Source organism: Haloferula sp. BvORR071, assembly GCF_000739615.1.
In the GTDB taxonomy this organism is placed as follows: domain Bacteria; phylum Verrucomicrobiota; class Verrucomicrobiia; order Verrucomicrobiales; family Akkermansiaceae; genus Haloferula.
Map to the genome: position 1 here is coordinate 46,171 of NZ_BATP01000061.1, position 24,017 is coordinate 70,187.

Here is a 24,017-nt window from a genome sequence, read left to right on the forward strand (position 1 = left end):
AGATTAGGCTAAATTCGCAGTCAAAATTTGGTGCTCACGCCGAGGAATGGGGTGAAATCCGTGGCCGCGTCGGTGAGTCCCAGCCTCACCCCGCCATCGAGCTGCCAGGTCGGCGTGACCGCCCAAGTCATCCCGGTGTTGAAATAGGCCTCCCAATCGGCACCCGATTCCGCGCTCAGGATGCTCACCAGCTCCAAGAACACCGCGGTATTCTCGCTCAGGTCGTGGCTGGTCGTAGCGGAAGTCACAGCCGTGAAGTGATGGCCGCTACCATCCTCGTCTGCCTCGATATCGGCGACACCCATCACCGCGCAGGACCACCCGGCCGGGCCTTCAAAGCCGAAAGGTACGATCAGTCCGCCCTCGAACTCCCCATTGCCGAGATCGTCGTGCGCCGTGGGCAGCTTGACATAGGGCATCAGTGCTAGGGCGGTTGAGCCCTCGTCATTGCCCCACAGATTCCGCTTCAGGCGGATCTCAATGTCGCCGAAACCCTCGTCCCCACCGCGGACATGGCTGAAGAGGGGCAGCACCACTTGCAAATCCGTCGCCTTGTCCAAGCCAACTTTGGCGTTCAGCTCGCCCAGCGTCAGCTCCCGTTCCCGCCCGTCCTTAGCCCATGCGGCGATCTCCATCTCAAACTGAAAATGTCCCGCATCCACCGTGTAGGGGCTCTCAGTGGTATCGGGGCGGTCTGTGCTGAGTTCCCGGAGTTCCGCTCCAATAACGAGGGAGTTGGCAGCAAGAATGATGAGCAGCGAGGAAGCCAAAGGTGGTCGCAGTGGAGGCATGGGGGTTGAATTAGCCTGGGCTAAAATTAATTTTCAATGATAATTTTGATTCTTGCTTGTTCGCAGCCTCCCGGCTGGCCTGAGAGAGTCAGAAAGGCGCTGTCAGATTTACGAGCGCCTCTACGGCGAGCCGCTTCCGAAAGGCGTGCCTCGCTAAGGCGCAAAGGCGCGTCTCACCAAATGGAGTCGACCACCCGATCACTTTTTGCCAACAAGGCTCATGAGATCTCTTTTCGCATTCCTCTTGGGCTTTCTGGCACTGGGAGCCGGGTCACCGTCAACCGCATGCGATTGCATGGGTTCACCTCCACCGTTGAAAGCGCTCGCGAAATGCGATGTCGTCCTGAGCGGTGAAGTGCAATCGATTGGCGAAAGCCCTCAAGTCGGCCTCCATCGGGCGGGCATTGTTGCGAAGGTAGTGGTCAAGCAGTGCTTGAAGGGCGGAGTTGCTGGTGTGGTGGAAATTCACACTGGCTTTGGCGGAGGGGATTGCGGCTACCATTTCGAGGAAGGAAAGAGCTATCTCATCTACGCCAACCGGAGCGATGATGGACGTCTCAACACCGGCATCTGCTTGCGAACGGCTCTCTTGCAGAACGTGGGAGAGGAGGTGTTGGAACTCGAGGGTCGGCTTCCGGAGCCCCGCGATCCTGCGGCTCCTCCGGGCCTCTCATTGGCCGGAAAGATTGACGACGCGGGCTACAATGGACTGATCTTCACGCTGGAGAATCGCCTCCATGATCGGATCTTTTTCTTCAGCTCCGAAGGCACGAGGATCCAGATTTTCAAAGACGGCAAGTGGACCGACTATGCTCCAAATCAAGGAAGCGCTCCACGAGACGAACTCACGATGGAACAGGCCGAGGAGCAGTTCTTCAGGTGGAAGGAGACTTACCTATCCCTCGTAAGTCAGCGGAGTGCCAACTTCATGAACCGTCTCTCCGCGCGGCGAATCTTCGTGCGTATCCCCACCACCCGATTCGCTTGGCGGCTCGGCTTCGACTATCTAACCGAAGCTGAGGTCGACGCCGGGCAGGAGATATCGAGCGCGAAGTCAACGGTCTGGAGCGATGCGATCGTTACCACCACGCTTAAGGCACCTCCGCTGACCTTCTCGCAAGCCTTTCGGACTTCTGGCAATTAGAACGCCCCGTTCAGCTTCCGTCCTGTCCAGAACAAGCTCAGCAGCACGACTACCAGTACCACGCTGGCCCAGTGCGACCATAGCGGCAGGCGGTTTTCGATCGGCCGCGGCTCGGGCAGCGACTCGATCTCCTTGATCAGATCCGGCAGTTGCTCCGGTGAAATCATCCGGCCCTTCGCGATCCGCGCCATCTCCGCCAGCACCTCTGGCCGTGCCGGTTGGCCGGTTTGCTCCAGCTCCACGCCTTGGGCCAGCAGCTTGGTTTCGATTGGTGCCGCGCCCGCTTCATCGATCGAGGCTTTCAGTTTCCACTCGCCCGGCAGGCCGATCTTCATTCGCCCGGAGAATGCGCCCCATGCAGTATTATTCTTTTCTAGTGCGATCCGCTCTTTGGTGCCATCCGGCGCGGTCGCATCTACATACACCGTGCCTTGTTCCAGCGGTGCGCCCGCCGCGTTGAAGGCATTCGCATTGAAGGTCACGGTATCACCCGGCACCGGCCGCTCCGGCGTGAAGTAGAGTCGCACACGCTCACCAGCGGCCATGTTCCGCTGGTACGACATCCAGCGCGCGACCTGGCCCCAGAAGCGGTAGTGATACTTGTCTTCCACGCCGCGGCGCCAGCGCCACGCGGAGTCGATCCCCATGAACAGGACCTTGCCGTTGCCGGCGGCCTTGGTGACGATGAGGGGGATCGGACCGAAGCGTCCCTTACGGTTCTTGTGCACTGCCAGGACCTCGGTGCCGCCCTTCGACTTCACCACCGGCGCATGCCAGTGGAAGCCGGGCAGCGCCTCCCACACCTGTGGATTCGCTTCTTCGGAATCCGCAAGCATCGTCAGCAGGGAGCTGCGGCCTTCACCGGTCAGCATCATCGGCGAGGCCACAGGATCATGGATCCCGCCCTTGTTCTCTGCATCCAGGATCACCGGCATCAGGTCCCACAGCGCGGTATCCTGCAGGGTGAATTCATTGCCCTGCGGGCCCGGCATGAAAACAATCCCGCTCGCTTGGTTCTCCACCAAGCCGCGGATCAGCTCGCAATTCTCCTTCGTCAGTTGGTCTGGACCAACGCCCACGTCACCGATGAAGATGACGTCATACTTCGCGAGCTCCTCGGGCTTCGAGGGGAAATCCTGAATGTAATCCGGTCCGTCGCCCTTGCCGAGCTGCGGATGGAAGAGCAGGCAGGAAAGCTCCACTCCCGGGTCGCGCGCGAGCGCATTGCGCAGGTAGCGGTATTCCCAGCGCGGCAGGGTATCGATCACCAGCACCTTGATGGATTCCGGGCGGCCGGAGAGCGTGAACTTGCGCGAGTTGTTCGCTTCGATCCGCTCGCCATCCGCCATCGGCACGGACAGTTCCAGCGTCGCCGCGCCTTCCTTCTCGATCCGCCACAGGATCGCATCGTAGGTCGTCTGGCCCGGAGCCAGGATGATCTCCTTGGTCTTCTCCCTGCCACTGTCATCCTTCAGGCGCACGATCGTCCGCACTTCCCGCTCCAGCGACGAGCGGATGGAGAAGGGGATCTGTACGTTCTCGCCCACGATCCCGTAGGCGGGGGCCGTGACCGAAAGCATGTCGAGGTCCGGCAGACGCTTCTTGCTGCCCACTGGAATCGTGAACAGCGGCACGCCGCGCTGCAAAAGCTTCTGTGCAGCTACCACCGGCGGCTGGCCGGTGTTGTAGTCGCCGTCCGAGATTATCACCGCCGCGCGCAGGTTGGTCTCGTTTTCTAACAGATCCTCGATCGGTGCGCAGAGGTCGGTGCCGGCCAGTGCCAGTAAGGCGGGATCTTCCGGTGGCGCGGCGAAGGACCGGTCCACCAGTTCGTTCTTCTGACCATCGGCCAGAGGCTCCCACAATGGGTTATCAAGTGCCATCCGCGTCCATTCCGCGCGCGAGACCACCGGACGGTTGGAGGAGAAGAGCTGCGGCACCTCGGCATCCAGCGTCTCCATCGACTTGGACGCATCCCACAGGATCGCGATCCGCGGCTTGGTCTGCGGATGCAGCACCGTCAGCCACTCCGGCTTCCACAGGAGTAGCACGACAATCAGCGCGACGAGAAAGCGCAGGCTCTCCAGCACCGCCGTGCGGCGCGGATGCGGGCTGCGCTTCCACGACAGCACGCAGAGCAGCCCCACGATCACAAGCGCGGTGATCCCGATCGCGAGAGTCGCGGGGGTCGGGGTGAACTGGAGGTTATGGAGGTTGAAGGTCAAAACGGGAAATCAAACTTTGGAGGGTCGACCGGGCAGGGGCACCGCATCGGCCGCGGATTTCTTCGGCAGACACAGCAGGGCCTCCGAAATCAGGAAGAATAGCATGGCGACCAGGAAGCCACGCCAAATATCACTAGGGCCGCTGGAGCTCACCGAAAGGCTCTGGTCTTCGAACAAGCTGTAGCCGGTTCCTTGCAGGAGACCTTTCAGGGCATCGTTGGAGAGGATCTCGGGATCATCCTCCACGGCCGGGCGGTTGAGTGCCATCACCCGCTCGCCGAAGCGTTGGATGCCCGCTTCATAGGCCTCGTTGGATGGCACCGGAGCCCCGTAGTCGTCCAGACGCGCACGGCCTTCTCCCGCCCGGGGTGCCGCTGCCTTCGAACCGATGTCCGCCAGATACCCGGCATCGAATCGCTGTGCACCGTCGGCCACCGCCCGCTGGGCTCCGGGGAGCAGGATATCGGCATCACCAAGGTTCGACCATGTGTAATCCGGCTGGGATCCCACGAACCATGCCGTGCCACGCTCCACCACCCGGCGGGTGACGAAGGTCTTGCCGTCATCCCAGCGGGCAAGCGCGGTCGCTTCACCTTCAGGAAGGCGGCGCTTCACTGCCTTGAAGCGTTCGGCGGGGAGCGGAGTTCCATCCAGGCCGTCCCGCAGCAGGCCATCGTCGTGGTCCCAGGAATCGAGGATGAAATACTTGTCCTTCTCTGCCGTCGTGATCGCGGACCAGCTCAAGCCCAAAAAGCTCGCCGTGCTCTCACCTTGCGGCGCAAAGAAGACCACCACGCCACCATCGATCAGGAAGCGGTTGAGTGTCTCCGCCACTTGGCCGGTGGGTAGCGGTGCCGCCCAGAAGATCGAGGCGATACCATCGGTCTCGAGCCGTGAAAGCGCCGCAGGATCGATCCGCTCGATCGACTGGCTGGCATGACCGGCTGGAGCCGCGGCGATCGAGATGTAGTCGCCGGCTTCGCCCGGCGGAGCAATCAAGAGGCTCTTGATCGGCCGCGCCGGGCCGTAGGCGAAGAAGGCGGCATTGTCCCTCAGGTTGCCGTCGCCGGGGATCGAGAGCCAGCCGTAGCCGGACTCTTCATTCGGGGGTACGGGTATCACCTTGCGAAAGCGGAAATTCTGCCCGGCGACATTCACGTTGGTCGTGCTGCGTGCGCCGCCATTGAGCGTGGCCGTCAGCGGCAGGTTCACCGGTGCGGCGCTGTCGTCGCTGCGGCTGATCTCGATATCCAGCACCAGTTGCGGCCCGGCACGATGTGAGGACAGAAGACGGATCGACTGGTTCGGCGAGGGCTCGCCACCGAGCGACAGGATCCTCAGCTTGGGCGGCTGGGGTAGGGAGGACAGCGCGGCGCGCACAGAGGTCCAGCGATCATTCTCGGGCTTCCAGTTCGACTTCTGCAAATCGGAGGCGATCCACAGCTCCGCCCGTCCTGGCGACTCGGTCAGGAATTCCGCGGCCCTCCCCGCGAGCGTGGCGATATCCGCAGCCGTGTCCGTGGGCGCTGCCGAGGAAATCCGGTCCAGCACGTCCGGGCTGGGTACCTCCTGCGGCTGGCCGGAGGCGCTATCGATCAGCACCAGCCGTGTGCCTTGGAAGTCATTCAGGGCATTCTTTACGCGCTGCAGCGCCAGATCCCGGCGTGGCACGGTGCCGTTCTTCGGCGTCGCTTCCATGCTCGCCGAACGGTCGAGAATCAATACTACCAAGTCCGGCTTCCCGCCGCCCCAGCCGAGCATCCCGCTCAGCAGCGGCCGCGCCGCCGCCGTTGCCAGCGCGGCGATCCCCAGCGCCCGGCAGGTCAAAATAAGAATGTGCCGCAGCTTCTTCTTCCCCCGCGACTCCCGCGTCGCCTTCAGCAGGAACTGCATCGCCGCCCACATCACCGTCTTGTGCCGGCGGCGGTTCAGCAGGTGGATGATGATGGGGATCGAAGCAGCGAACAGCCCCCAGAGCATCCATGATTGAAGGAAGGTCATGATCTAGGAGTGGCCCTTTTTGGGCAGGCGGGCCGTCAGGAAATCTCTCAGCAAGGGTTCGAGCGGTGTGTTCGTGGGTACCAACTGATAATCAGCGGCGGCGTCGTGGCATTTTGCTCGAACCGTTGTCAGGAACTCACGCAACGCACTGTGATACTCGTCCGCGATCAAGTTCGGCTCCACCACCAGCGAGGTGCCGTCTTCCATATCGACGAAGCGGTGCGGCCGATCGAACTCGAAGCCTAGCTCTTGCGGGTCCATCAAGTGGAACACGCAGATGTCGTGCTTGCGGTAACGCAAATGCTGAAGCGCATCCGAGAAGGCCTGCGTATCCGTGAACAGGTCCGAGAGGATTACCACGAAAGCACGCTGGCTGATCTTCTCCGCAATTGTATGTAGAGCCGGGACCAAGCCCGTATCGCCGGATGGCTCGAGTTTCCCCAGCGTGTCGAAGATGTGCTGCAGGTGTGCCGGTCTCCGGCTCGGCGGAACCTCCAGATGTAGCTTGTCCGTGCACACGGAAAGTCCAGCGGCGTCGCCTTGGTTGACCAGCAGGTAAGCGAGCGAAGCGGCAATGCGGTTCGCGTAAGCGATCTTAGCTTCGCCCTGAGGCCCGTGAAACTTCATCGAGCCCGAGGCATCGACCACGAAGTAGGCCCGCAGGTTCGTATCTGCCTCGAATTCCTTGATGTAAAACCGGTCCGATCGCGCAAACGCCTTCCAGTCCAGGCGCCGCGTATCGTCACCCGCGACATACTTGCGATACTCCGCGAACTCCACCGACGACCCGCGATGCGGCGAACGGTGCCTTCCGGCCACATTGCCGATCATCGCCGAGCGCATCTCAACCGGGATCGCTCCAAGCCGCGCTAGCAAACTGCTATCGAGGAACTCGTATTTCATCAATCCTCCCTCATCTCTGCAATCAGCCGCTCAACCACTTTCTTGGACGTCATCCCCTGAGACTCGGCAGCGAAATTGGTGATCACCCGGTGCCCAAGCACAGCGATTGCCACTTCTTCCAAGTCTTCAATGCTGGCCATGTAGCTGCCGCGCAGGGCTGCCCGTGATTTTGCGCCGAGAATCAGATACTGCACGGCACGCGGACCTGCGCCCCATGCCACATAGTCCTTGATCCACGCAGGTGCCTCCGGGGTGCCCGGCCGGGTCTTGCGGACGATCGACACGGCGTAGTCGTAGATATGCTCCGGCACTGGCACCCGGCGGACCAATTGCTGGTAGGCCAGCACCGCATGCCCATCGAGCAGGTGATTGAGCGTCGCCCTCGCCGTTCCCGTCGTCTCGCGGGCGATCCGCTTCTCTTCCTCTGAACTCGGGTAATCCACCTCGATCAGGAACATGAAGCGGTCGAGCTGCGCTTCCGGCAGAGGGTAGGTGCCTTCCTGCTCCACCGGGTTCTGCGTCGCCAACACGAAGAACGGCGGCTGCAGGTCGTAGCTTCGGCCCAGCACCGTCACCTTGAGTTCCTGCATCGCCTCCAGCATCGCCGACTGCGTCTTGGCCGGGGCGCGGTTGATTTCGTCCGCCAGCACGATGTTTGCGAACACCGGACCGCGCACGAATTCAAATTCCCGCCGACCGCCTACCCCGGATTCCTGGATAATATCCGTGCCGGTAATATCCGCCGGCATCAGGTCCGGCGTGAACTGGATGCGGTTGAAGGTCAGGTCGAAGGTTCGCGCCACGGAGGACACCAGCAGAGTCTTTGCCAGCCCCGGGACCCCCATCAGCAGGGCGTGACCGCGGGCAAAGAGACAAATCGCAAGCTGCTCGATGACCTTTTCCTGGCCGATGATCGCCTTCCCGAGTTCCGCCTTTAGCGCCGCGTAGGTTTTCCCCAGTTGGTCGATCGCCGCTACATCATCGGGCGGGAGTTCGTGGTCGGTATGGGAAGGGGCAGCGGGCGGTGCCGTGGAGGAAGGGGTGACAGGATCCGTCGGGGAGGATGCGGAGGGGATGGTTTCTTCCATGAATCAAGCGGTTTGCGGAATTTCAACGAAACTAGAGTGAGCGGTGGCTTTGTCGAGGCGTACGTATGAAAGGAAAGCGGCTTGCGTGGGCTGGGGGAGCAGTCAAGTTGTCAGACATGCGCAAGCTCCTTATGCTGACGGCTCTTTTGGCCGGCTCCGCGATGGCGGAACCGGGTGCTCCAGTCTCGATTTTCAATGGCAAGGACCTCACCGGCTGGCAAAGCGCCACCGGCGGCGAGCCTGGCAAGGGCTGGAAGGTCGAAGACGGGGTCCTGCACCGGACCGAAAAGGCGGGTGATCTCATTTCGGACAAGGAATACGCCGACTTCGAGCTGGAATTTGACTGGAAGATATCGAAAGCGGGCAACAGTGGCGTGAAATACCGCGTCCGCAAGAGCACCGCCGGCTGGATCGGTGCCGAATACCAGGTGCTCGACGACATCGGCCACCCGAATGGCAAGGTCCCGGACACCACCGCCGGATCGCTCTACGAGGTGATCCCCGCCGCCAAGGACAAGGAACTCAAGCCCGTGGGCGAGTGGAACCACTCCAAGGTCGTCGCCAAGGGCAGCAGCCTCGAGCACTGGCTGAACGGCAAGCTGACGGTGAAAATCGACACCACCAGCAAGGAGTGGGAGGCCGGCAAGAAGGACAGCAAGTTCGCCAAAATCTCGGACTTCGCAGGCCCTGGCCCGGGTCATATTCTGCTTCAGGACCACGGCGATGAAGTCTGGTTCCGGGACATTAAAATCCACGAGCTCTGAACTTCGTCGGAAAATTTCGGTTTTCCACTTGCCAGAGGGGGGGCGTCTGCTAAACAGCCCGCCCGCTTCGGGAGGCTGGGCACGTTCACGTGTTTTCCTCCCGGGCTGGCTCTCCGCTTACCACAGCATCACATGGCACGCATTTTCGGTATCGAAATCCCCAACGAGAAGCGCATCGAGGCGTCGTTGCAGTATATGTACGGCGTTGGCTCGACCACCGCTTCCCGTATCCTCGAGCAAGCCGGTATTGACCCGGACATCCGCACCGGTCAGCTGACCGAAGACCAGCTCGTGAAGATCGCCACCGTGATCCAGAGCCAGGGCATCGTCATCGAAGGTGACCTTCGCCGTGAGAAGCAGTCCCAGCTCAAGCGTCTGACCTCGATCAACTGCTACCGCGGCATCCGCCACAAGCGCGGCCTGCCCGTCCGTGGCCAGCGCACCCGCACCAACGCCCGCACCCGCAAGGGCAAGCGCCGCACCGTCGGCGTGAAGAAGTAATCCGCTGGCGCTGAACCCTGAACCTTTTTCCCGAAATGGCTGACGAAGAAACCAACACACCGGCACCGGAAGCCGCCGCGGCTCCTGCTGCCGCTGCGACCCCGGCTGCTCCCGCCGCACCTGCAGCTGCTCCCGCAGCGCCGGCTGCCGAAGAAGCTGTCGCTCCCAAGAAGGACGACAAGAAGCGCGACATTTTCGCCGAGATCGCCGGCGCCGAGGAAACCCAGATCAAGGTTCACAAGGCCAAGGGTTCCAAGAACATCTCCCGCGGCATCGTCCACGTGACGGCCACCTTCAACAACACCATCGTCAGCGTGACCGACTCGAACGGCAACACGCTCGGCTGGTCCAGTGCTGGCAAGATGGGCTTCAAGGGCTCCCGCAAGAGCACCGCCTACGCCGCTCAGGTCGTCTCCCAAGACGCCTGCCGCCAAGCGATGGGCCACGGTCTCAAGGAAGCCGAAGTCCGCGTCAAGGGCCCGGGTTCCGGCCGCGAGTCCGCTGTCCGTGCCGTTCAGGCTCTCGGCATCGAGCTGCTGGCCATCAAGGACGTCACCCCGATCCCGCATAACGGTTGCCGTCCGAAGAAGGCGCGCCGGGTGTAATTGCTAATTTTACAAGATCATGGCTCGCTATACCGGTCCTACCACCAAGATCAGCCGCCGCTTCGGCGTGGCTCTCTTCGGTTCCTCGAAGTCGCTTGAGCGCCGCAATTTCCCGCCGGGCCAGCATGGCCTGCGCGCCGGCCGCAAGAAGAAGAGCGATTACTCCGTCGCCCTCGGCGAAAAGCAGAAGCTCCGCTTCCAATACGGTGTCCTCGAGAAGCAATTCCGCGGCTACTATGAGGAAGCCGCCCGCCGCCGTGGCGTGACCGGCGAGATCCTGCTCCAGCTTCTGGAACTGCGTCTCGACAACGTCTGCTACCGCCTCGGTTTCGCGAACAGCCGTCAGGCTGCCCGCCAGCTCGTCAACCACGGCCACGTGCTCGTGAATGGCAAGCGCGTGGACATCGCTTCCTACCAGGTGAAGCCGGGTGACAAGGTGAAGATCGGCCCGAAGCCGTCTGCCCAACAACTCGCTCTGCGCATGATGGACCTCACCCAATCCTCGCCGCTGGCTGATTGGTTGACCCTTGAGAAGGAAGCCCTCGAAGGCACCATCTCCCGCATCCCCGACAAGGCCGACATCAACCCGCTCGTCAACGAGCAGCTGATCGTCGAACTTTACTCGCGCTAATCGCACGAGCGGATTCCCGAACGATTTCAAAAAGGCCCGGAGGAAACTCCGGGCCTTTTTGTTTTGGGCTTTCGATCAAAGGAGATGGCGGATCGAGTTCCTCGGGAGCTAGCCTTGGTCACTTACTTCCGCCGCGAAGCGTATGATGGATGCCGCTTGTTGTGATGCACTGATAGAACGCGGATTCGATCTATAAGGACGCGGTAGCTCACAGAATAAGGAAAACGCTTCAACGCAGCCTTCCGACGATCATTCGTTGCGGGAGGGAATTTTGTCGGAGAGGTTTGGATGGCCAACAAGATGCGCTCCAGCTCCTAGAAGAACTCGTCGCCCAAGCCGCCCTTGCGCTCGTCATACCAAGCGCAAATATCATCGACCTCCTGCCCGACGGCATGGTGGTAAACGAGTCTCACGCCTACCTGCGGCCTTTGAAGTTCCATGAATAGCTCGTGGGAAATCTCCAAGCTGGGATCTGCCTCGAGCTCTGCCTCACGGCGGTCCAGCATGCCCTCAAGGTCGTCGTTGTAGGAGCCTGGCGGTGGAGAGCCGACCGACTCCCACAGCTCGGCAGCTACCCGAAACCGTTCTGCTGGTTCCAGTTCCATCGCCGCCTCGACAATTGACTCGTAGGACGCCTTCACGGGAAAGAAATACCTCAACCGACGGCGCACTTCAAGTCGCCGTCGGTGGCCTGTTCTCAACTCACTTCAGCTCCGCAGCCGTCCACGGCTTCGGCCCGCGGTCCTTCACCATCTCCCGCACCTTCTTCACCACGTCCGGCGTCACGGCGGGAGCCTTATTCTCCCACTCGTTGCGGACATAGGTCAGCACGTCGGCGATCTTGTCGTCGGTGAAGGTAGGATTGATTCCCAGGGCCGGCATCTCCGCGGTCGGATTGTAAGTCTCGCCTGCCACGGTGATCGGGCCGGTGATGCCGTGCAGCAGAATCTTGATGGTCGTCTCCGGCTTGCCGGTGACCCACTCCGAACCATTCAGCGGCGGCCCGAGCAAGGGCATGCCACCGCCATCCGGACCGTGGCAGGCGAAGCAGGCCGCCTCGCCGCCATAGAGCGCCTTGCCGCGGTCGTAGGAGGCCAGCTCCGCACCCTTCAGGGTAGGACCTTCAGCAGCTTTGGAGCCGCCCTTGGCACCTTGATCCAGCCAGCCGGTGAAGTCCTTGTCCTTGATCGAGGTTAGCTTCGCGAACTCCGCCTCATGGCCATGGAGGCCCGAGATCGCCGCCTCACGGATGAAGCGTGCCTTCGCTTGGTCCTTCAAGAGTGCATCTAGAGCCGCCAGTGCCTTCGGCGTGCCCACCGAGCCCAGCACCCGTGCCAGATAAGGCGCATCCTCTTCCGCAACTGGCTTCAAGGACACCAGCACCGGTTCGAGCTTGGAAAGTTCCCCGCTATCGAGGCGTGTGCTCGCCCACAGCGCGGAGGACTGCAGCTTCGCATCCTTGTCCTTCAGTGCAGCCACCAGATGCTCCGCCTTCAGAGCGCCCATGCCCTCGAGAGTCCAGATCGCATGCGCCCGAGCCACCATATCGCCGGCGTTGGCAAGTTTCACCAGAAAAGGAATCGTCGCCGGATCCTTGCGCTCCACCAGCACCCGCTGCGCCGTCTCGCGGTGCCACGAGTTCGGGTGCATCAGCATCTTCACCAGGTCCAGGCCCTGCAGCGCGGCGATGTCCACCTTCGGCTCCAGCTTCCCGGAAGTACTACGGATCCGGTAGATCCGGCCATTGCCCAGCGCTGGCTTGTCCAGCCCGCGGGAGAGGTGCTGCTCGCGCAGGTAGGTGGTTTGGAAAGTCTTGTGCTGGATGATCCCGTGATAGATGTCCACGATGTAGAGCGAGCCATCCGGCGCGGTGTATGCATTCACCGGGCGGAAACGCTCGTCGGTCGAGGCCAGGAATTCCTTCTCACCCGTCGGGTTCGTGCCCGATAGCTTGCCATCCTTCTCGCTGATCTTGATCGCCTTCACCAGCGCCACGCAGGACTCGGTGACGAATGCCGTGCCATACCAATCCTTCGGGAAATTCGTCCCGCGATAGACTGCGAATCCAGCGGCCGCAGTGCAGTTGATCAGCTTGTGGGTCTTCGGGTCCAGCGTCTGCTCGTTGTAGCCGTTCTCCTTCGCCATATAGCCGCGGTTTACGCCCGGCGTCACGCGGATCGGCCACACCCGGTTGCTGCCGAGCAGCGGGGTGTCGTTGTACTTCATCTTCACCGCCACATTGTCCTGCAGCAGGTTCGGCGCGAGGCTCTCCCCGAAGAGGAAGGCCGAGTTGTTATTGCTGTAAATCCGGCCCCAGTTGTCGCGGGCCACACCCCACTGGCCGCGGAAGGCCGTCGACTCGATGTCCCACTTGTCGCCCACCCGGCGGATCCGCTTGTCGGACTTCGCGAGGTAGAGGTAGTTGTCCAGGTTCGACATCAGCCCGTTCGGCTTGTGCTCCACATTGCCGCCGCTCGCGAATTTCGGATCGATCACTTGGATCTCGCCGCTGGGCTTTAGCCCCTCGCGCTTTTGCCAGCACAGCCGCTCTTGATCCATGAACAGCACTCCGTCGCCATACACGCTGATCGCACGGGGCAGCATCACCTTGTCGAGGAAGATGGTGCTCTTGTCCACCTTGCCATCACCGTCGCTGTCTTCCAGCACACTGATCCGGCCCTGCGGCACACTCTCGCCCTTGCCATCGATGTCCGGCATGTAGCCGCGCATCTCGCAGACCCACATCCGCCCGGCCGGGTCAAAGTCAAGGCACACCGGCTTCTCCACATAGGGCTCCGTCGCCACCGGCTCGATCACGAAGCCCGGCGCTACCTGGAAAGCCTTCAGCGCATCCGCAGGAGATAGCACCGGGGAAGGGGGGATGTCCTTTTCCGGGACAACCGGCTTCATGTTTTCGTGATCCTTCTTGTCACCCTGCTGGGCGGCGAGAGGGAAGGCACAGAGGAGAAAGGCGAGGGCGTGGCGCTTGCGCATGGGTTTGATCAATACGGGTGGGCTGCCCGCGATTTTCGACAACCAAGGCAAAAAGTCAAAATTTGTATGACAGAAACAACGACCTCTTTCGGGGGGCTTTGTCGAAAGCCAGATGGCGACTCCCTGAAGGCATCTGCATCATCCGGCTTCCGCCGATCCCCCTTGAGCGCGCCTCTCCAGGATGCTTCATTCTGCCCATGATCAAGCCCGTCCTTCGCCTGCTCCCGCTGGCTTTTCTAGTCGTGGCCTGCGACAGCAACAAAAAGGCTGCTTCGGCTGCTAAGCCACCCAAGGCGGAAATCGTCGAAGAGGAGGAAGACGCGGCTTCGACCACCGTCTTAGCGCCGACCACAGGCAGCCACGCTCCCGCGCCCAAAGCCATCGCAGTCCCGGAAGAAGGCGCACCAGCGCCTCGCGCCATCGCCGTCTCCGAGGACGAGCTGGCCGCCCCGGCGACCTCTCATCCGAGTCCCTCCCGGCAGCCGCGTTCTCGCACGGTCACGCCCGCTGACAAGACTGCCCAGGAACTCAAGACTGCCGGCCGCAAAACCGCGGAAGCTACCACCGTTGCGGAAGAGCACAGCAAGGACGCCATCGAGATCGCCAAGGAGAAAACCGAGACCGGTCTCCGCAATGCCGCCGGAGCCACCGGCCGTTTCTTCCAAAGGGCAGGGGAGAAGATCGAGGAAGCCGCCAAGGATGCTCAGAATCCCTGAGTGTCTTCTCCTTGAATGGTTCGCTCGCAGGGTTCGCTTCGGGCGGGGTCGGCGGCCTTGATTTGTATCAAGGTGCTTCTGCCGGATCACATCTGTCCGCACTACCGCAAGGGTCTTCCGGAAACAAGTAGAGGGCCTTTGCCAACTGCCTTCTCCGTTCGCGCCGGATGCTCCACACTGCCACTCCGACGGCCCCTGTGGCGATTAACGCTGCTACCCACGGAATCTCCGGGAGTCCGGGGCCGCTTGCGATGACCCAGCCTCCTGCCCAAGCTCCGATTGCGTTGCCGAGATTGAAGGCCCCGATGTTCAGACTCGAAGCCAGAGTCTGCCCGGCTTTGCCTGCGTGCTTGAGCACACTCAATTGGAGCGGTGCCACGGTACCGAATGCCGCTGCTCCCAGTAGCCCCACGAATACCACTGCGGTTGCCTTCTGATGCATCGCCAGACCCATCAAGCCCAGCACCGTTGCCAGCGACACCAGTGATCCCAGCAAGGCCACACCCAGCTTTCTGTCCGCCAATTTTCCTCCCAATAGGTTCCCCGCGATCATCCCCGCGCCGAACAGCAGCAGGATCCCCGACACGGCCTCATCGCTGAAACCCGCCAGCTTCGTCAGCATCGGCTGCACATAGGTGAACACTGCGAAAACACCCGCCCAGCTCAGCACGGTCATCAGCAGTGCCGTCAAAACCTGCTCGCTGAATACCTCCCGCAGCCCGCTTCCGCCACCGCTCTCCACGTGCTCCGCTTCCTGATCTGGCACCAGCACCGCGACTGCCAGCAGTCCTAAGAGTCCCAAGGCCGACACCGCCCAGAACGTCGATCTCCACCCGAGCTGAAGCCCCAGCCAAGCCCCGGCGGGCACGCCCACCAGCGTCGCGAAGGTCAACCCGGTGAACATCACCGAAATCGCCGACGCCTTCCTGTCTTCCCTCACCAATCCCGTCGCCACAACCGATCCCACGCCGAAGAAGGTTCCGTGCGTGAGGGATGTGATCACGCGTGCTACCATCAGCAGCGCATAGTTCGGGGCCAGTGCGCAGGCCACATTTCCCACGATGAAAATTGCCATCAGCGTGAGCAGCACCCGCTTTCTCGGCCAGCGCGCGCTCAGCAGCGTCAGCACTGGTGCCCCTAGGAAAACCCCCAGCGCATACCCGCTGACCAGCAGCCCCGCCGAAGCCACATTCACCTGGAAATCCGCTGCCACCTGCAAGAGCAGACCCATGATCACAAACTCCGTCGTGCCGATGCCGAAGGCTCCCACCGTCAGCGCATAAACCGCCGCAGGCATGTGGGTGCCTGGCGACCCCGAAGTCGAACTGGATGAAGAATGCATGCCCCAGCATGCACAGCCGCCCTTGATACTTCTAATCTCTTGATCTAATCGTAGCGATAGATGACAGCGATCAAAGAAGGGGTCACCGAACTGCGCCATCTCCGCTATTTCTTGGCCATTGCTTCGGAAGGCAGTTTTCGCGGTGCCGCCCGCAAGCTCTTCCTTTCCCAGCCGACTCTTTCCCATCAAATCCGGCAGCTCGAGATGCAGATGGGAGCCACGCTTTTCGAGCGTCTTCCCCGCAGCGCCCGCATGACCGCCGCTGGCCGTATCCTTCACGCCCGCGCGATCCGCATCCTGCGCGAGCTCGACGACGCCAAGCGCGAAATCGCCGACCTCCAGCAGCTCTCTGCCGGGGAACTCCGCATCGGCATCGTCTCTACCGTCAATGTCGCCGTTATCCCTGAGGCGGTCGGCAATTTTCGCAACGCCCACCCCAAGGTCACCGTCTCCGTCCGGGAACTGCCCATGGAGATGCTCGAGGCCGAACTTTTGGCCGGGCACCTTGATCTCGGGATCAGCTTCCTTCCCGGGAAAAGCGGTCACCGCCTCGAAGTCGAGCCGCTCTTCACCGAAAGTCTTGTCGCTGTGCTTCCTCCCAGCCACGTGCTGGCGCGCCGCCGCCGGATCACTCTCCCTGATGTTCTTGCCCATCCCTTGGTCCTGCTCAGCCACGGTTTCTGCACGCGTGAACTCGTCCTCGAGAGCGTGGCCCTCCAAGGACTCGAACACGTCCTCAAGCCTGCCATCGAAATGATCTCGATCGAAGGAGTTCTCTCCACCGTCCGCCAGACCGGGATGCTAACCCTCATGCCCGATGCCGCCGTGCGCTGGGAACTCCACTCCGATCTAGTGGTAAGGCCTCTCCGTGACGCCGAGGAAAAGCTCTCCTTCCGTCGTGTCGGCCTCATCTGGGTCGCAGGCGGCCACCGCTCTGCCGCCGCCCGTTCCTTTGCTGCCGGGGTGAAATCCGTGCTTAAGCTACGCGACTAGCGCGAATCGGGCCCGGCCTCCGTCTGGCGCGTTCTGCAAGTGGATTGGCGCGTGGTGCGAGTGACAGATCGGAGATCTCGGGTAGCTTGGAACCATCGCCTCGAGGCTCTGCAACGCCACGGTGAGAGCAATTTGAGGCACCCGCGAGCATGAACGACCGCTTCCGCATCTCCACTCTCCTTGCCGGCCGCTTGGCCGAGCATGGGCTGGTTCCGGCTGCCATCCTGCGTCTCGCCGGGCTGCCGGCGGCCTTCTTCCAGCAGGAAAAGATCTATGCCACCACAGCCGAACTCTTCGCCCTGTGGCGGGCGGTCGGCGAGCTGAGCGCAGATCCCGCCATCGGCTTGCAACTCGGGAATGAGCCGCGCATGGAGCGTTATCATCCGGCGGCAGTGGCTGCGGTCTGTAGCCGCTCTTATCACGATGCCCTCCAGCGCATGGCGCGCTATAAGCAGCTCACCTGTCCCGAGGAAGTCCGGATCAGCGTCGCGCGCGATGAAGCCATGGTCGAGTTCATCTATCACGAGGCGACCGACGATGAACCCGAAGTGCTGATCGACATGGCTCTCGCCTGGATCCTCTCCGTCGGCCGCCGCGGCACGAATGGCCAGATCATCCCTTTGCGCCTGGAGCTCAAGCGTCCCGCCCGTCACCGCGAGCTCTTGGAGTCTCACTTCGGTTGTCGTGTGAAGTTCAAGGCCGGCCGTAATGCCTTGCTCTTCCGCAAGGCCGATCTCGCGCGTCCCTTCGTGACCTACAATGAGGAGCTGCTGGCCTTGATCGGAGCGCAGCTGGAAACTGAACTCGAAGCGGAGCGAAGTACCGCGAATCTCGGCGAGCAGGTGAAGCGCACTCTCAAGCGATCCTTGGCCGGAAAGCGGCCGACGCTTCAGGAGGTCGCCCGGGAACTCGGCATGAGCACCCGCACACTCCAGCGCAAGCTCGGCGAGGCTGGGATTACCTTCCAGCACCTGGTGGAGGACACCCGACGCGAGCTGGCGCACCACTACTTGAAGCATAGTAGCGTCGAGCTCAACGAGACTGCCTTCCTGCTGGGCTACGAGGACGCCAACTCCTTCTTCCGTGCCTTCCAGCGCTGGGAGGACACCTCGCCCGGTGAATGGCGCACACGGCATCAATTGGCCGTAGGCAGGTCCTGAACCCACCACTAACGAAGCTTTCCCTCAAGCAACGCGGCCATCGCCGCGCTGCCAGTCATCTCCCGGCTTCGCGCCGGGATACCCCAAACCCCTCCAGCAACCCCAAGCAAGAAATCGGATATGGAAATCAAACGAATCGGCTCACAACCCTCCGGCAAAGGCCCGGCGGATTGGTTCACCGGCAACGTCCGCGTGGATCCCTTGTTCACGGCACCCGCTCCGGCCCGCGTTGTTGGTGCCAGTGTGACCTTTGAGCCCGGCGCACGCACTGCGTGGCACACTCATCCCTTGGGCCAGACCCTCATCGTTACCGCCGGCTTCGGGCGGGTGCAGCGCGAGGGCGGTCCCATCGAGGAGATCCGCCCCGGCGATGTCGTCTGGTTCCCGCCGGGACTGAAGCACTGGCACGGCGCCTCACCCACCACCGCCATGACCCACATCGCCATCCAGGAGCAGCTCGACGGCAAGGCCGTCGACTGGCTGGAGCAGGTCGGTGACGAACAATACCAACCCTGAACCACTTTCATTCCAATGACCCAATTATCTAACAGAATCAGCACGCGCAAACTCGGCAACAGCGGCCTTGAAGTCTCCTCCATCGGCCTGGGCTGCATGGGCATGAGCTTCTCCTATGGACCGCCAAAGGACACCAAGGAGATGATCTCCCTCCTGCACGCCGCAGTGGAGCGCGGCGTGACCTTCTTCGACACCGCGGAGGTCTACGGTCCCTTCAGCAACGAAGAATTGTTAGGCGAAGCGCTTGCGCCCTTCCGGGACCAAGTGGTGATCGCCACCAAGTTCGGCTTCGATTTGGTGGAAGGCTTTGATCCGCGCAAAGGCTCACCGGGCTTGAACAGCCGCCCGGAGCATATCAAGGCCGCTGTCGAGGGCTCGCTCAAGCGGCTCAAGGTCGATGTCATCGACCTGCTCTATCAGCATCGCGTCGATCCTGCGGTGCCGATCGAAGATGTCGCCGGAGCCGTGAAGGAGCTGATCGCGGCTGGCAAGGTGAAGCACTTCGGCCTCTCCGAGGCCGGTGCACAAACCATCCGCCGCGCCCATGCCGTTCAGCCGGTGGCAGCCCTTCAAAGCGAGTATTCGCTTTGGACCCGCAAGCCGGAGGACGAAGTGATCCCGACCCTTGAGGAGCTTGGCATCGGCTTTGTGCCCTACAGCCCCTTGGGCAAGGGCTTCCTCACCGGCAAGATGGATGGGAGCACCACCTTCGACAGCTCCGACTTCCGCAGTATGCTGCCTCGCTTCACCCCGGAAGCACTCAAGGCAAACCAAGTGCTGATCGACCTGCTCACAACCATTGCCGAGGACAAGCAGGCCACGCCTGCCCAGATCGCGCTCGCTTGGCTGCTTGCCCAGAAGCCATGGATCGTCCCGATTCCAGGCACCACCAAGCTCAATCGCCTGGAGGAAAACCTCGGTGCAGACTCGATCGTGCTATCCGCGGATGATCTCCGCGGCATTGATCGCGCTGCCGCCGCGATCACCGTGCAGGGAACCCGTTATCCCGAGCGGCTGGAGAAGATGACAGGCCTTTAAGGCGGATGCGAATCGGAGACGAACCCGCCCGAAAATGAAAAGGTCCGGCGCACGCCGGACCTTTTCCTAAATCTAGCTGGTAGTAAATCGCCTCAGCTCTCAGGTCGGATCTGCCCCAAACTCATTCGGGCCCACCGTGCCGCGCAGGCAGCCGCATTCAATGAGTGTCCAGACAGCACCAACGAAAGGGATCAAGTAGATCAGGATCCACACGGCAGGCTTCCCGCGGTCATGCCAGCGCTTGGCTAGCAGCGCGAGGACAATCCAAAACATTGGAATGGCCAGCAACCCGCAAACCCCCAAGACCGCCAGGAAAGCGGCGGGGAGCTCTTGCTGGCTGGGGTCGAACTCGACGGGAGTGGAGCTGGAGTCTGTGCTGGAGCTGGGAGCGGGAACCGCGCTGTCAGGACCGGGAAGTGCACTGGAACTCGCGCTAGGAGTGGCACTAGCGCTTTCCTTGCCAGTGGGCGGTTTAATGGTCAGCGAAGCAACGCCAATCAAGATGCCGCAGATCAAGCTGAAGGCGATAGAGCTGCCAAGATACCACAACCAGAAGGTTCTGCGCGGGATTCTCCCGTTGAAGGAGAACAATACGTCTTTGGCGGCCATCTGCGCCGCAGGATAGCCTGCCGTGGCCTGCGCCGGGCTCCGATAAGGACTTTGTGCACTCATATCGCCCGGTTAGATGACAGAGCCATCAAACCGGGGCAATACTTAAAGGCTGCCGCGCTCGTCACGCGTGCTGCAGATATCTCCGCTGTGCTTCCGTCTCCGGATTTTGCGGCACCTCCTCATTGGCAGGGTTGGTGTCCGCCAGCAGCTCGTCGCGGAACTTCGCGATGATCGCCTCAACCGGCCAGGACGACGCTTCGCCGAACGCGCAGATGGTCCGGCCGTCGATCTGATAGGCCACGCTTTCCAGCGTCGCGATATCCTTCGGGGCTGCCTCTCCGGCCACCAGGCGGTCGGAGATCTTCTTCATCCACATCGAACCTTCGCGGCAGGGTGTGCACTGGCCGCAGGACTCGTGGGCGTAGAAGGCATTGATGTTGTTCAGCACCCACGAGATCTTGCGGGTGTTGTCCAAAACAATCACTCCGCCGGAGCCTGCCATCGAGCCGCAAGCGGCGAGGGAATCGAAATCCATCGGGATGTCCCAGAAGCTCAGCTCGCGCGCGGAACCATCCGGGTTCTTCAAGTTGAACTTCTCTTCGCAGCGCAGGATCTTGGAAGAGGAACCGCCGGGGATCACGGCTTTGAACTCGCGCCCATCCTTCGGGCCGCCGCACATATCGTAGAGCAACTCGCGCATCGTGATCTTGCCGACCTCGACTTCGAAATAGCCCGGCTTCTTCACGTCGCCGGAGACACAAAGAATGCGGGTCCCGGTGTTGTTCTTCACGCCGAGCTTCGCATACTCGTCGCCGCTCATCCGCACGATGTGTTTCACGTGGCAGAGCGACTCGACGTTGTTCACGATCGTCGGGCACATGTAGAGGCCCAGCGCCGCGGGGAAGTAGGGCGGCTTGATCCGCGGATAGGCACGTTTGCCTTCCAGCGATTCGATCAGCCCTGTTTCCTCGCCGCAGATATAAGCGGCCGCACCGCGGTGGACGTAGATATCCACGTTGAAGCCGGAGCCGAGCACGTTGTTGCCGACGAAGTTCTTATCGCGGGCTTCCTGGATCGCCTTCTCAAGGATAAGCGCGGCTTCCGGGAACTCCTCGCGGATGTAGATGTAAGCCACCTTCGCGCCGACCGCGAAGCAGGAGATTACCATTCCCTCGATGAGCTGGTGGGGATCCTGATGGAGGATGTAGCGGTCCTTGAAGGTCCCTGGCTCAGATTCGTCCGCGTTGCAGATGAGATAGACTGGCTTGGTGTTGTTCGGCGGGATGAAGGTCCACTTCAGCCCCGTCGGGAAACCTGCACCGCCACGGCCGCGCAAGCCCGACTTCTTCACCTCCTCTGTGATCGCCTTGGGCTCCATGCCCATCGCCTTCTTCAGATCCTCGTAACCGCCATCGCGCAAGTAACAGTCGATCGAAGGATCCCAGCCCTCGCGGTCGACGTTCTTGAAGATGAGGCGATACTCGCGGGAATCAGGCTGCTTGCCGGCTTTGTAGGTGATCATCGGGCTGCGATCAGAAAAGGGTCGAGACAAGGGAAGGGGAGCTTAGTCCGGATACTTGGCCAGCAGCTCGGCAGCCTTCTCCGCTGCCACACCCTCGTGGAAATCGTCGTTCACCAGGCACACCGGTGCGGTCCCACAGGAAGCTAGGCACTCGGCGAATTCCACCGACCACTTGCCGCAGGGCGAGACGGTCACCGGATGATGATGTGAGTCCGCGCCTGTGCGGTCGATGCCCGTCAGCTCGCAGATCTTATCCATCAGTTCGTGTGAGCCACCCATCGCGCAGGACAGGGTGCGACACACGCGGACATGGAACTTCCCGGGCGCCGATTGCCGGAACCCAGGATAGAAGGTCACCACTTCAAGCACCTTGATCGGTGCGATGCTCAGTCGCTCCGCCACCCAGTCGATCGCCTCCGCGGAAATGAATCCGTGGTGATGCTGGATGAAGTGCAATATCGGCAGCACCGCCGAGCGCTTCTGGTCCTCGGGGAACTGCGCAAGCCGCTGGTCCGCCTCCGCTTCCAGTGCCGGTGTCGGCAGGAAGTCAGGGAAGAACTTCGATCCGGGCGTCTCGTGCGATGCGACGTTTTCTTCGAGCAGGGACTGGGACATTGACGGTGAAACTATTTGCCTACGAGGCTTTGGAGCTTGCCCAGCACGGTGCCTGCGTTGCCCTTTTCAACAACGGTGCCGTCGGGGTTGCAGATCGCGAGGAAGGGAATGCCATCGACGCCGTGGTTGATCTCCTTTTTGAACTTCTCGACCTTGCGGAAGCTCAGGACCGGCCAAGGCATCTTGGCTTCCGCCACATAGCCTTCCATCGCCTTCTCCTCCTGATCGGAAGTGATCAGGTAGATCTCAAACTGGGCGTTCTTGTTCTTGTTGTAGAACTCCACCAGCGAGGGCGTGAACTGGTGGCAGGGCTGGCACCAGGAAGCCGAATAATAGAAGACGTAATACTTCTCCGGATGAGCCAACTCCTTGACCTTGGAGAGTTTCTTGCCCTCCAGCTTTTCCAGGTTCCCGTCCAGGAGCTTGTCGAGCGCGCCTTGCGGCGCGGCTTCTTTCTTGGCCGCGCCGATGAGCGGCTTGAAATCGGCCGGCTTGTCGGCGGCGAAGGACAGTCCGGAGAGGAGGATGCCGAGTAGGATCGTCTTTTTCATAACGAATCGCATATACGCTTAACGGTCACACTCGCCCATCACGAAATCGAGAGAGCCGAGGACCGCCGGAATGTCAGACACCATGTGCCCTGGCAACAGGACAGACAAAGGAGACAGGTTGCAGAAGGAGGGGCTGCGGATCTTCAGGCGGTGGGGAACCCCGCCGCCGGTCGAGTGGATGTAGAAACCAAGCTCGCCCTTCGGGTTTTCAGCGCCGAAGTAGACCTCACCCGCCGGAGCATCAATGCCTTGCGTGGCGACGATGAAGTGGTGGATCAGCTCCTCCATCGACATCAGAACGCGCTCCTTGTCTGGCAGCATGCTCTTGCTGTCGGCCAGATTCACCGGGCCGGAGGGCATGCGGTCGAGGACCTGGCGGCAGATTTTGATCGATTGCTTCAGCTCTTCCATCCGGACCTGATAGCGCGCAAAGCAGTCGCCTTCCTCGGCGATGATTACGTCGAAATCGTACTTCTCGTAGCCGAGGTAGGGGCGGTCCTTGCGAAGGTCGCGGGACACGCCGGAGGCGCGCAGGTTCGGTCCGGTCAGGCCCCAAGCGATGGCGGAATCCTTGGAGATGACCCCGATGTCGCACATGCGATCTTGGTAGATCTTGTTCTTGTCCAACAACTTGGACACTTCTTCGAGGGTCACCTCACACTCTTCGAGGAACTTGCGGACGGCTTGGTCGAAGCCCGGCGGCATGTCGCGGACCTGGCCGCCGACGCGGGTGTAGGAGGTGGTGAAGCGGGCACCGGTGAGCTGCTCGCAGAGGTTGTAGATCTTTTCCCGCTCCGTGAAGGTGTAGAGGAAAACGGTCATGGCGCCGACGTCCATGGCGCAAACTCCGACTCCCAAGAGGTGGGAGGAGATCCGGGCCAGCTCGCAGCAGAGGACGCGGAGTGCTTGGCCGCGGGGCGGCAGTTCCCAGCCCATCAGCTTTTCGACGGCGCAGGCGTAGGCGACGTTGTTGGCCAGTGGGGCGAGGTAATCCAGCCGGTCCGTGTAGGGCACGAACTGGTTGTAATGCATGTTCTCCGCGATCTTCTCGTCGCCGCGGTGAAGGAAGCCCACATCCGGGTCAGCCTTCGTAATGATCTCACCATCAAGCTCCAAGATGAGCCGGAGCACGCCGTGGGTGGCGGGGTGGGAGGGTCCCATGTTGAGGACCATCTTCTCGCCCATCAGGTCGGTGGTCTCCTCGTGATACTCCGCGGCCTTGGCCGCGATGTCGGGGGCTTGGTATTCGGTCGTGGAGGTGCTGCTCATCGGAAGTCCCGGCCCCGGAATCAGGCCCCAAGAGCG

At 61.6% G+C, this 24,017-nt stretch carries 23 protein-coding genes; 10 read left to right on the forward strand and 13 right to left on the reverse strand.

Annotated features, from left to right (window positions below):
• Positions 1-20: 20 nt before the first annotated feature.
• A complete protein-coding gene (locus BV071_RS31695) occupies positions 21-791 on the reverse strand; it encodes a transporter (protein ID WP_081886373.1) in 771 nt (256 codons plus the stop codon).
• A gap of 313 nt (positions 792-1,104) precedes the next feature.
• Here BV071_RS31695 and BV071_RS34065 point away from each other — a divergent pair, with 313 nt between their 5' ends.
• Positions 1,105-1,935: a hypothetical protein gene (locus BV071_RS34065; protein WP_052574125.1), complete on the forward strand. Its 831-nt coding sequence runs from the start codon at positions 1,105-1,107 to the stop codon at positions 1,933-1,935.
• On the opposite strand, the gene BV071_RS31705 is transcribed toward BV071_RS34065, so the two are convergent.
• From BV071_RS31705 to BV071_RS31720, 4 genes are read right to left on the reverse strand one after another with little or no spacing between them, the layout of a single operon-like run.
• A complete protein-coding gene (locus tag BV071_RS31705) occupies positions 1,932-4,160 on the reverse strand; it encodes a hypothetical protein (protein ID WP_035616231.1) in 2,229 nt (742 codons plus the stop codon). The genes BV071_RS34065 and BV071_RS31705 overlap by 4 nt on opposite strands.
• Positions 4,161-4,169: 9 nt before the next feature.
• Complete coding sequence (locus BV071_RS31710) at positions 4,170-6,161, reverse strand: BatA and WFA domain-containing protein (RefSeq protein WP_035616232.1); 1,992 nt, start codon at positions 6,159-6,161, stop codon at positions 4,170-4,172.
• A gap of 3 nt (positions 6,162-6,164) precedes the next feature.
• The gene (locus BV071_RS31715) at positions 6,165-7,064 is read right to left on the reverse strand and encodes a DUF58 domain-containing protein (RefSeq protein ID WP_035616234.1); all 900 of its coding nucleotides are present in this window, start codon (positions 7,062-7,064) and stop codon (positions 6,165-6,167) included.
• Positions 7,064-8,152 (reverse strand): AAA family ATPase, encoded by a 1,089-nt coding sequence (locus BV071_RS31720; RefSeq protein ID WP_052574126.1) that lies wholly within the window; start codon positions 8,150-8,152, stop codon positions 7,064-7,066. The genes BV071_RS31715 and BV071_RS31720 overlap by 1 nt, the downstream gene beginning before the upstream one ends.
• Positions 8,153-8,268: 116 nt before the next feature.
• On the opposite strand from BV071_RS31720, the gene BV071_RS31725 reads away from it, so the two are divergent.
• From BV071_RS31725 to rpsD, 4 genes are all read left to right on the forward strand, one after another.
• Positions 8,269-8,916: a DUF1080 domain-containing protein gene (locus BV071_RS31725; protein WP_035616237.1), complete on the forward strand. Its 648-nt coding sequence runs from the start codon at positions 8,269-8,271 to the stop codon at positions 8,914-8,916.
• 132 nt (positions 8,917-9,048) lie between these two features.
• Positions 9,049-9,417 (forward strand): 30S ribosomal protein S13, encoded by a 369-nt coding sequence (rpsM, locus tag BV071_RS31730; protein WP_035616239.1) that lies wholly within the window; start codon positions 9,049-9,051, stop codon positions 9,415-9,417.
• Between the two features lie 35 nt (positions 9,418-9,452).
• Positions 9,453-10,022, forward strand: coding sequence for a 30S ribosomal protein S11 (gene rpsK / locus BV071_RS31735; protein WP_075091066.1), 570 nt, complete (start codon positions 9,453-9,455; stop codon positions 10,020-10,022).
• A 19-nt stretch (positions 10,023-10,041) separates the two neighbouring features.
• Entirely contained in the window at positions 10,042-10,653 is a 612-nt protein-coding gene (rpsD, locus tag BV071_RS31740; RefSeq protein WP_035616242.1) for a 30S ribosomal protein S4, read from the forward strand.
• 314 nt (positions 10,654-10,967) lie between these two features.
• Here the strand turns inward: rpsD and BV071_RS31745 are convergent, their stop codons facing one another.
• Both BV071_RS31745 and BV071_RS31750 read right to left on the reverse strand, forming a co-directional pair.
• A complete protein-coding gene (locus tag BV071_RS31745; RefSeq protein WP_265595141.1) occupies positions 10,968-11,294 on the reverse strand; it encodes an addiction module protein in 327 nt (108 codons plus the stop codon).
• Positions 11,295-11,355: 61 nt separating this feature from the next.
• A complete protein-coding gene (locus BV071_RS31750; protein WP_035616245.1) occupies positions 11,356-13,647 on the reverse strand; it encodes a HEAT repeat domain-containing protein in 2,292 nt (763 codons plus the stop codon).
• A 197-nt stretch (positions 13,648-13,844) separates the two neighbouring features.
• Here BV071_RS31750 and BV071_RS31755 point away from each other — a divergent pair, with 197 nt between their 5' ends.
• A complete protein-coding gene (locus tag BV071_RS31755; RefSeq protein ID WP_035616257.1) occupies positions 13,845-14,363 on the forward strand; it encodes a hypothetical protein in 519 nt (172 codons plus the stop codon).
• Positions 14,364-14,430: 67 nt separating this feature from the next.
• Here the strand turns inward: BV071_RS31755 and BV071_RS31760 are convergent, their stop codons facing one another.
• On the reverse strand, positions 14,431-15,660 hold the full coding sequence (locus BV071_RS31760; RefSeq protein WP_075091067.1) for an MFS transporter: 1,230 nt from the start codon (positions 15,658-15,660) through the stop codon (positions 14,431-14,433).
• Positions 15,661-15,957: 297 nt separating this feature from the next.
• Between BV071_RS31760 and BV071_RS31765 the strand changes: the two genes are divergently transcribed.
• From BV071_RS31765 to BV071_RS31780, 4 genes are all read left to right on the forward strand, one after another.
• On the forward strand, positions 15,958-16,698 hold the full coding sequence (locus BV071_RS31765) for a LysR family transcriptional regulator substrate-binding protein (protein ID WP_265595142.1): 741 nt from the start codon (positions 15,958-15,960) through the stop codon (positions 16,696-16,698).
• Positions 16,699-16,847: 149 nt separating this feature from the next.
• Positions 16,848-17,858 (forward strand): AraC family transcriptional regulator, encoded by a 1,011-nt coding sequence (locus BV071_RS31770; protein WP_052574127.1) that lies wholly within the window; start codon positions 16,848-16,850, stop codon positions 17,856-17,858.
• 120 nt (positions 17,859-17,978) lie between these two features.
• Complete coding sequence (locus BV071_RS31775) at positions 17,979-18,374, forward strand: cupin domain-containing protein (protein ID WP_035616260.1); 396 nt, start codon at positions 17,979-17,981, stop codon at positions 18,372-18,374.
• Between the two features lie 36 nt (positions 18,375-18,410).
• The gene (locus BV071_RS31780; protein ID WP_343123415.1) at positions 18,411-19,412 is read left to right on the forward strand and encodes an aldo/keto reductase; all 1,002 of its coding nucleotides are present in this window, start codon (positions 18,411-18,413) and stop codon (positions 19,410-19,412) included.
• Positions 19,413-19,511: 99 nt separating this feature from the next.
• Here the strand turns inward: BV071_RS31780 and BV071_RS34610 are convergent, their stop codons facing one another.
• From BV071_RS34610 to nuoD, 5 genes are all read right to left on the reverse strand, one after another.
• Entirely contained in the window at positions 19,512-20,084 is a 573-nt protein-coding gene (locus tag BV071_RS34610) for a DUF805 domain-containing protein (RefSeq protein ID WP_081886376.1), read from the reverse strand.
• 61 nt (positions 20,085-20,145) lie between these two features.
• On the reverse strand, positions 20,146-21,546 hold the full coding sequence (nuoF, locus tag BV071_RS31790) for an NADH-quinone oxidoreductase subunit NuoF (protein ID WP_052574129.1): 1,401 nt from the start codon (positions 21,544-21,546) through the stop codon (positions 20,146-20,148).
• Positions 21,547-21,588: 42 nt separating this feature from the next.
• The gene (locus BV071_RS31795; protein ID WP_052574130.1) at positions 21,589-22,161 is read right to left on the reverse strand and encodes an NAD(P)H-dependent oxidoreductase subunit E; all 573 of its coding nucleotides are present in this window, start codon (positions 22,159-22,161) and stop codon (positions 21,589-21,591) included.
• A gap of 11 nt (positions 22,162-22,172) precedes the next feature.
• Positions 22,173-22,712 carry a thioredoxin-like domain-containing protein gene (locus tag BV071_RS31800; RefSeq protein WP_035616275.1) on the reverse strand — a complete coding sequence of 180 codons (540 nt, stop codon included), beginning with the start codon at positions 22,710-22,712 and terminating at the stop codon, positions 22,173-22,175.
• A gap of 18 nt (positions 22,713-22,730) precedes the next feature.
• Positions 22,731-23,981 carry an NADH dehydrogenase (quinone) subunit D gene (nuoD, locus tag BV071_RS31805; RefSeq protein ID WP_035616278.1) on the reverse strand — a complete coding sequence of 417 codons (1,251 nt, stop codon included), beginning with the start codon at positions 23,979-23,981 and terminating at the stop codon, positions 22,731-22,733.
• Positions 23,982-24,017 lie beyond the last annotated feature (36 nt).

What these genes read in the sequence shown, in the direction of transcription:
- BV071_RS31695 (WP_081886373.1), bottom strand. Translation starts at nt 791, where the DNA reads ATGCCTCCACTGCGACCACCTTTGGCTTCCTCGCTGCTCATCATTCTT.
- BV071_RS31710 (WP_035616232.1), bottom strand. Translation starts at nt 6,161, where the DNA reads ATGACCTTCCTTCAATCATGGATGCTCTGGGGGCTGTTCGCTGCTTCG.
- BV071_RS31715 (WP_035616234.1), bottom strand. Translation starts at nt 7,064, where the DNA reads ATGAAATACGAGTTCCTCGATAGCAGTTTGCTAGCGCGGCTTGGAGCG.
- BV071_RS31720 (WP_052574126.1), bottom strand. Translation starts at nt 8,152, where the DNA reads ATGGAAGAAACCATCCCCTCCGCATCCTCCCCGACGGATCCTGTCACC.
- BV071_RS31725 (WP_035616237.1), top strand. Translation starts at nt 8,269, where the DNA reads ATGCGCAAGCTCCTTATGCTGACGGCTCTTTTGGCCGGCTCCGCGATG.
- rpsM (WP_035616239.1), top strand. Translation starts at nt 9,049, where the DNA reads ATGGCACGCATTTTCGGTATCGAAATCCCCAACGAGAAGCGCATCGAG.
- rpsK (WP_075091066.1), top strand. Translation starts at nt 9,453, where the DNA reads ATGGCTGACGAAGAAACCAACACACCGGCACCGGAAGCCGCCGCGGCT.
- rpsD (WP_035616242.1), top strand. Translation starts at nt 10,042, where the DNA reads ATGGCTCGCTATACCGGTCCTACCACCAAGATCAGCCGCCGCTTCGGC.
- BV071_RS31750 (WP_035616245.1), bottom strand. Translation starts at nt 13,647, where the DNA reads ATGCGCAAGCGCCACGCCCTCGCCTTTCTCCTCTGTGCCTTCCCTCTC.
- BV071_RS31755 (WP_035616257.1), top strand. Translation starts at nt 13,845, where the DNA reads ATGATCAAGCCCGTCCTTCGCCTGCTCCCGCTGGCTTTTCTAGTCGTG.
- BV071_RS31760 (WP_075091067.1), bottom strand. Translation starts at nt 15,660, where the DNA reads ATGCCTGCGGCGGTTTATGCGCTGACGGTGGGAGCCTTCGGCATCGGC.
- BV071_RS31765 (WP_265595142.1), top strand. Translation starts at nt 15,958, where the DNA reads ATGACCGCCGCTGGCCGTATCCTTCACGCCCGCGCGATCCGCATCCTG.
- BV071_RS31770 (WP_052574127.1), top strand. Translation starts at nt 16,848, where the DNA reads ATGAACGACCGCTTCCGCATCTCCACTCTCCTTGCCGGCCGCTTGGCC.
- BV071_RS31775 (WP_035616260.1), top strand. Translation starts at nt 17,979, where the DNA reads ATGGAAATCAAACGAATCGGCTCACAACCCTCCGGCAAAGGCCCGGCG.
- BV071_RS34610 (WP_081886376.1), bottom strand. Translation starts at nt 20,084, where the DNA reads ATGAGTGCACAAAGTCCTTATCGGAGCCCGGCGCAGGCCACGGCAGGC.
- nuoF (WP_052574129.1), bottom strand. Translation starts at nt 21,546, where the DNA reads ATGATCACCTACAAAGCCGGCAAGCAGCCTGATTCCCGCGAGTATCGC.
- BV071_RS31795 (WP_052574130.1), bottom strand. Translation starts at nt 22,161, where the DNA reads ATGTCCCAGTCCCTGCTCGAAGAAAACGTCGCATCGCACGAGACGCCC.
- BV071_RS31800 (WP_035616275.1), bottom strand. Translation starts at nt 22,712, where the DNA reads ATGAAAAAGACGATCCTACTCGGCATCCTCCTCTCCGGACTGTCCTTC.
- nuoD (WP_035616278.1), bottom strand. Translation starts at nt 23,981, where the DNA reads ATGAGCAGCACCTCCACGACCGAATACCAAGCCCCCGACATCGCGGCC.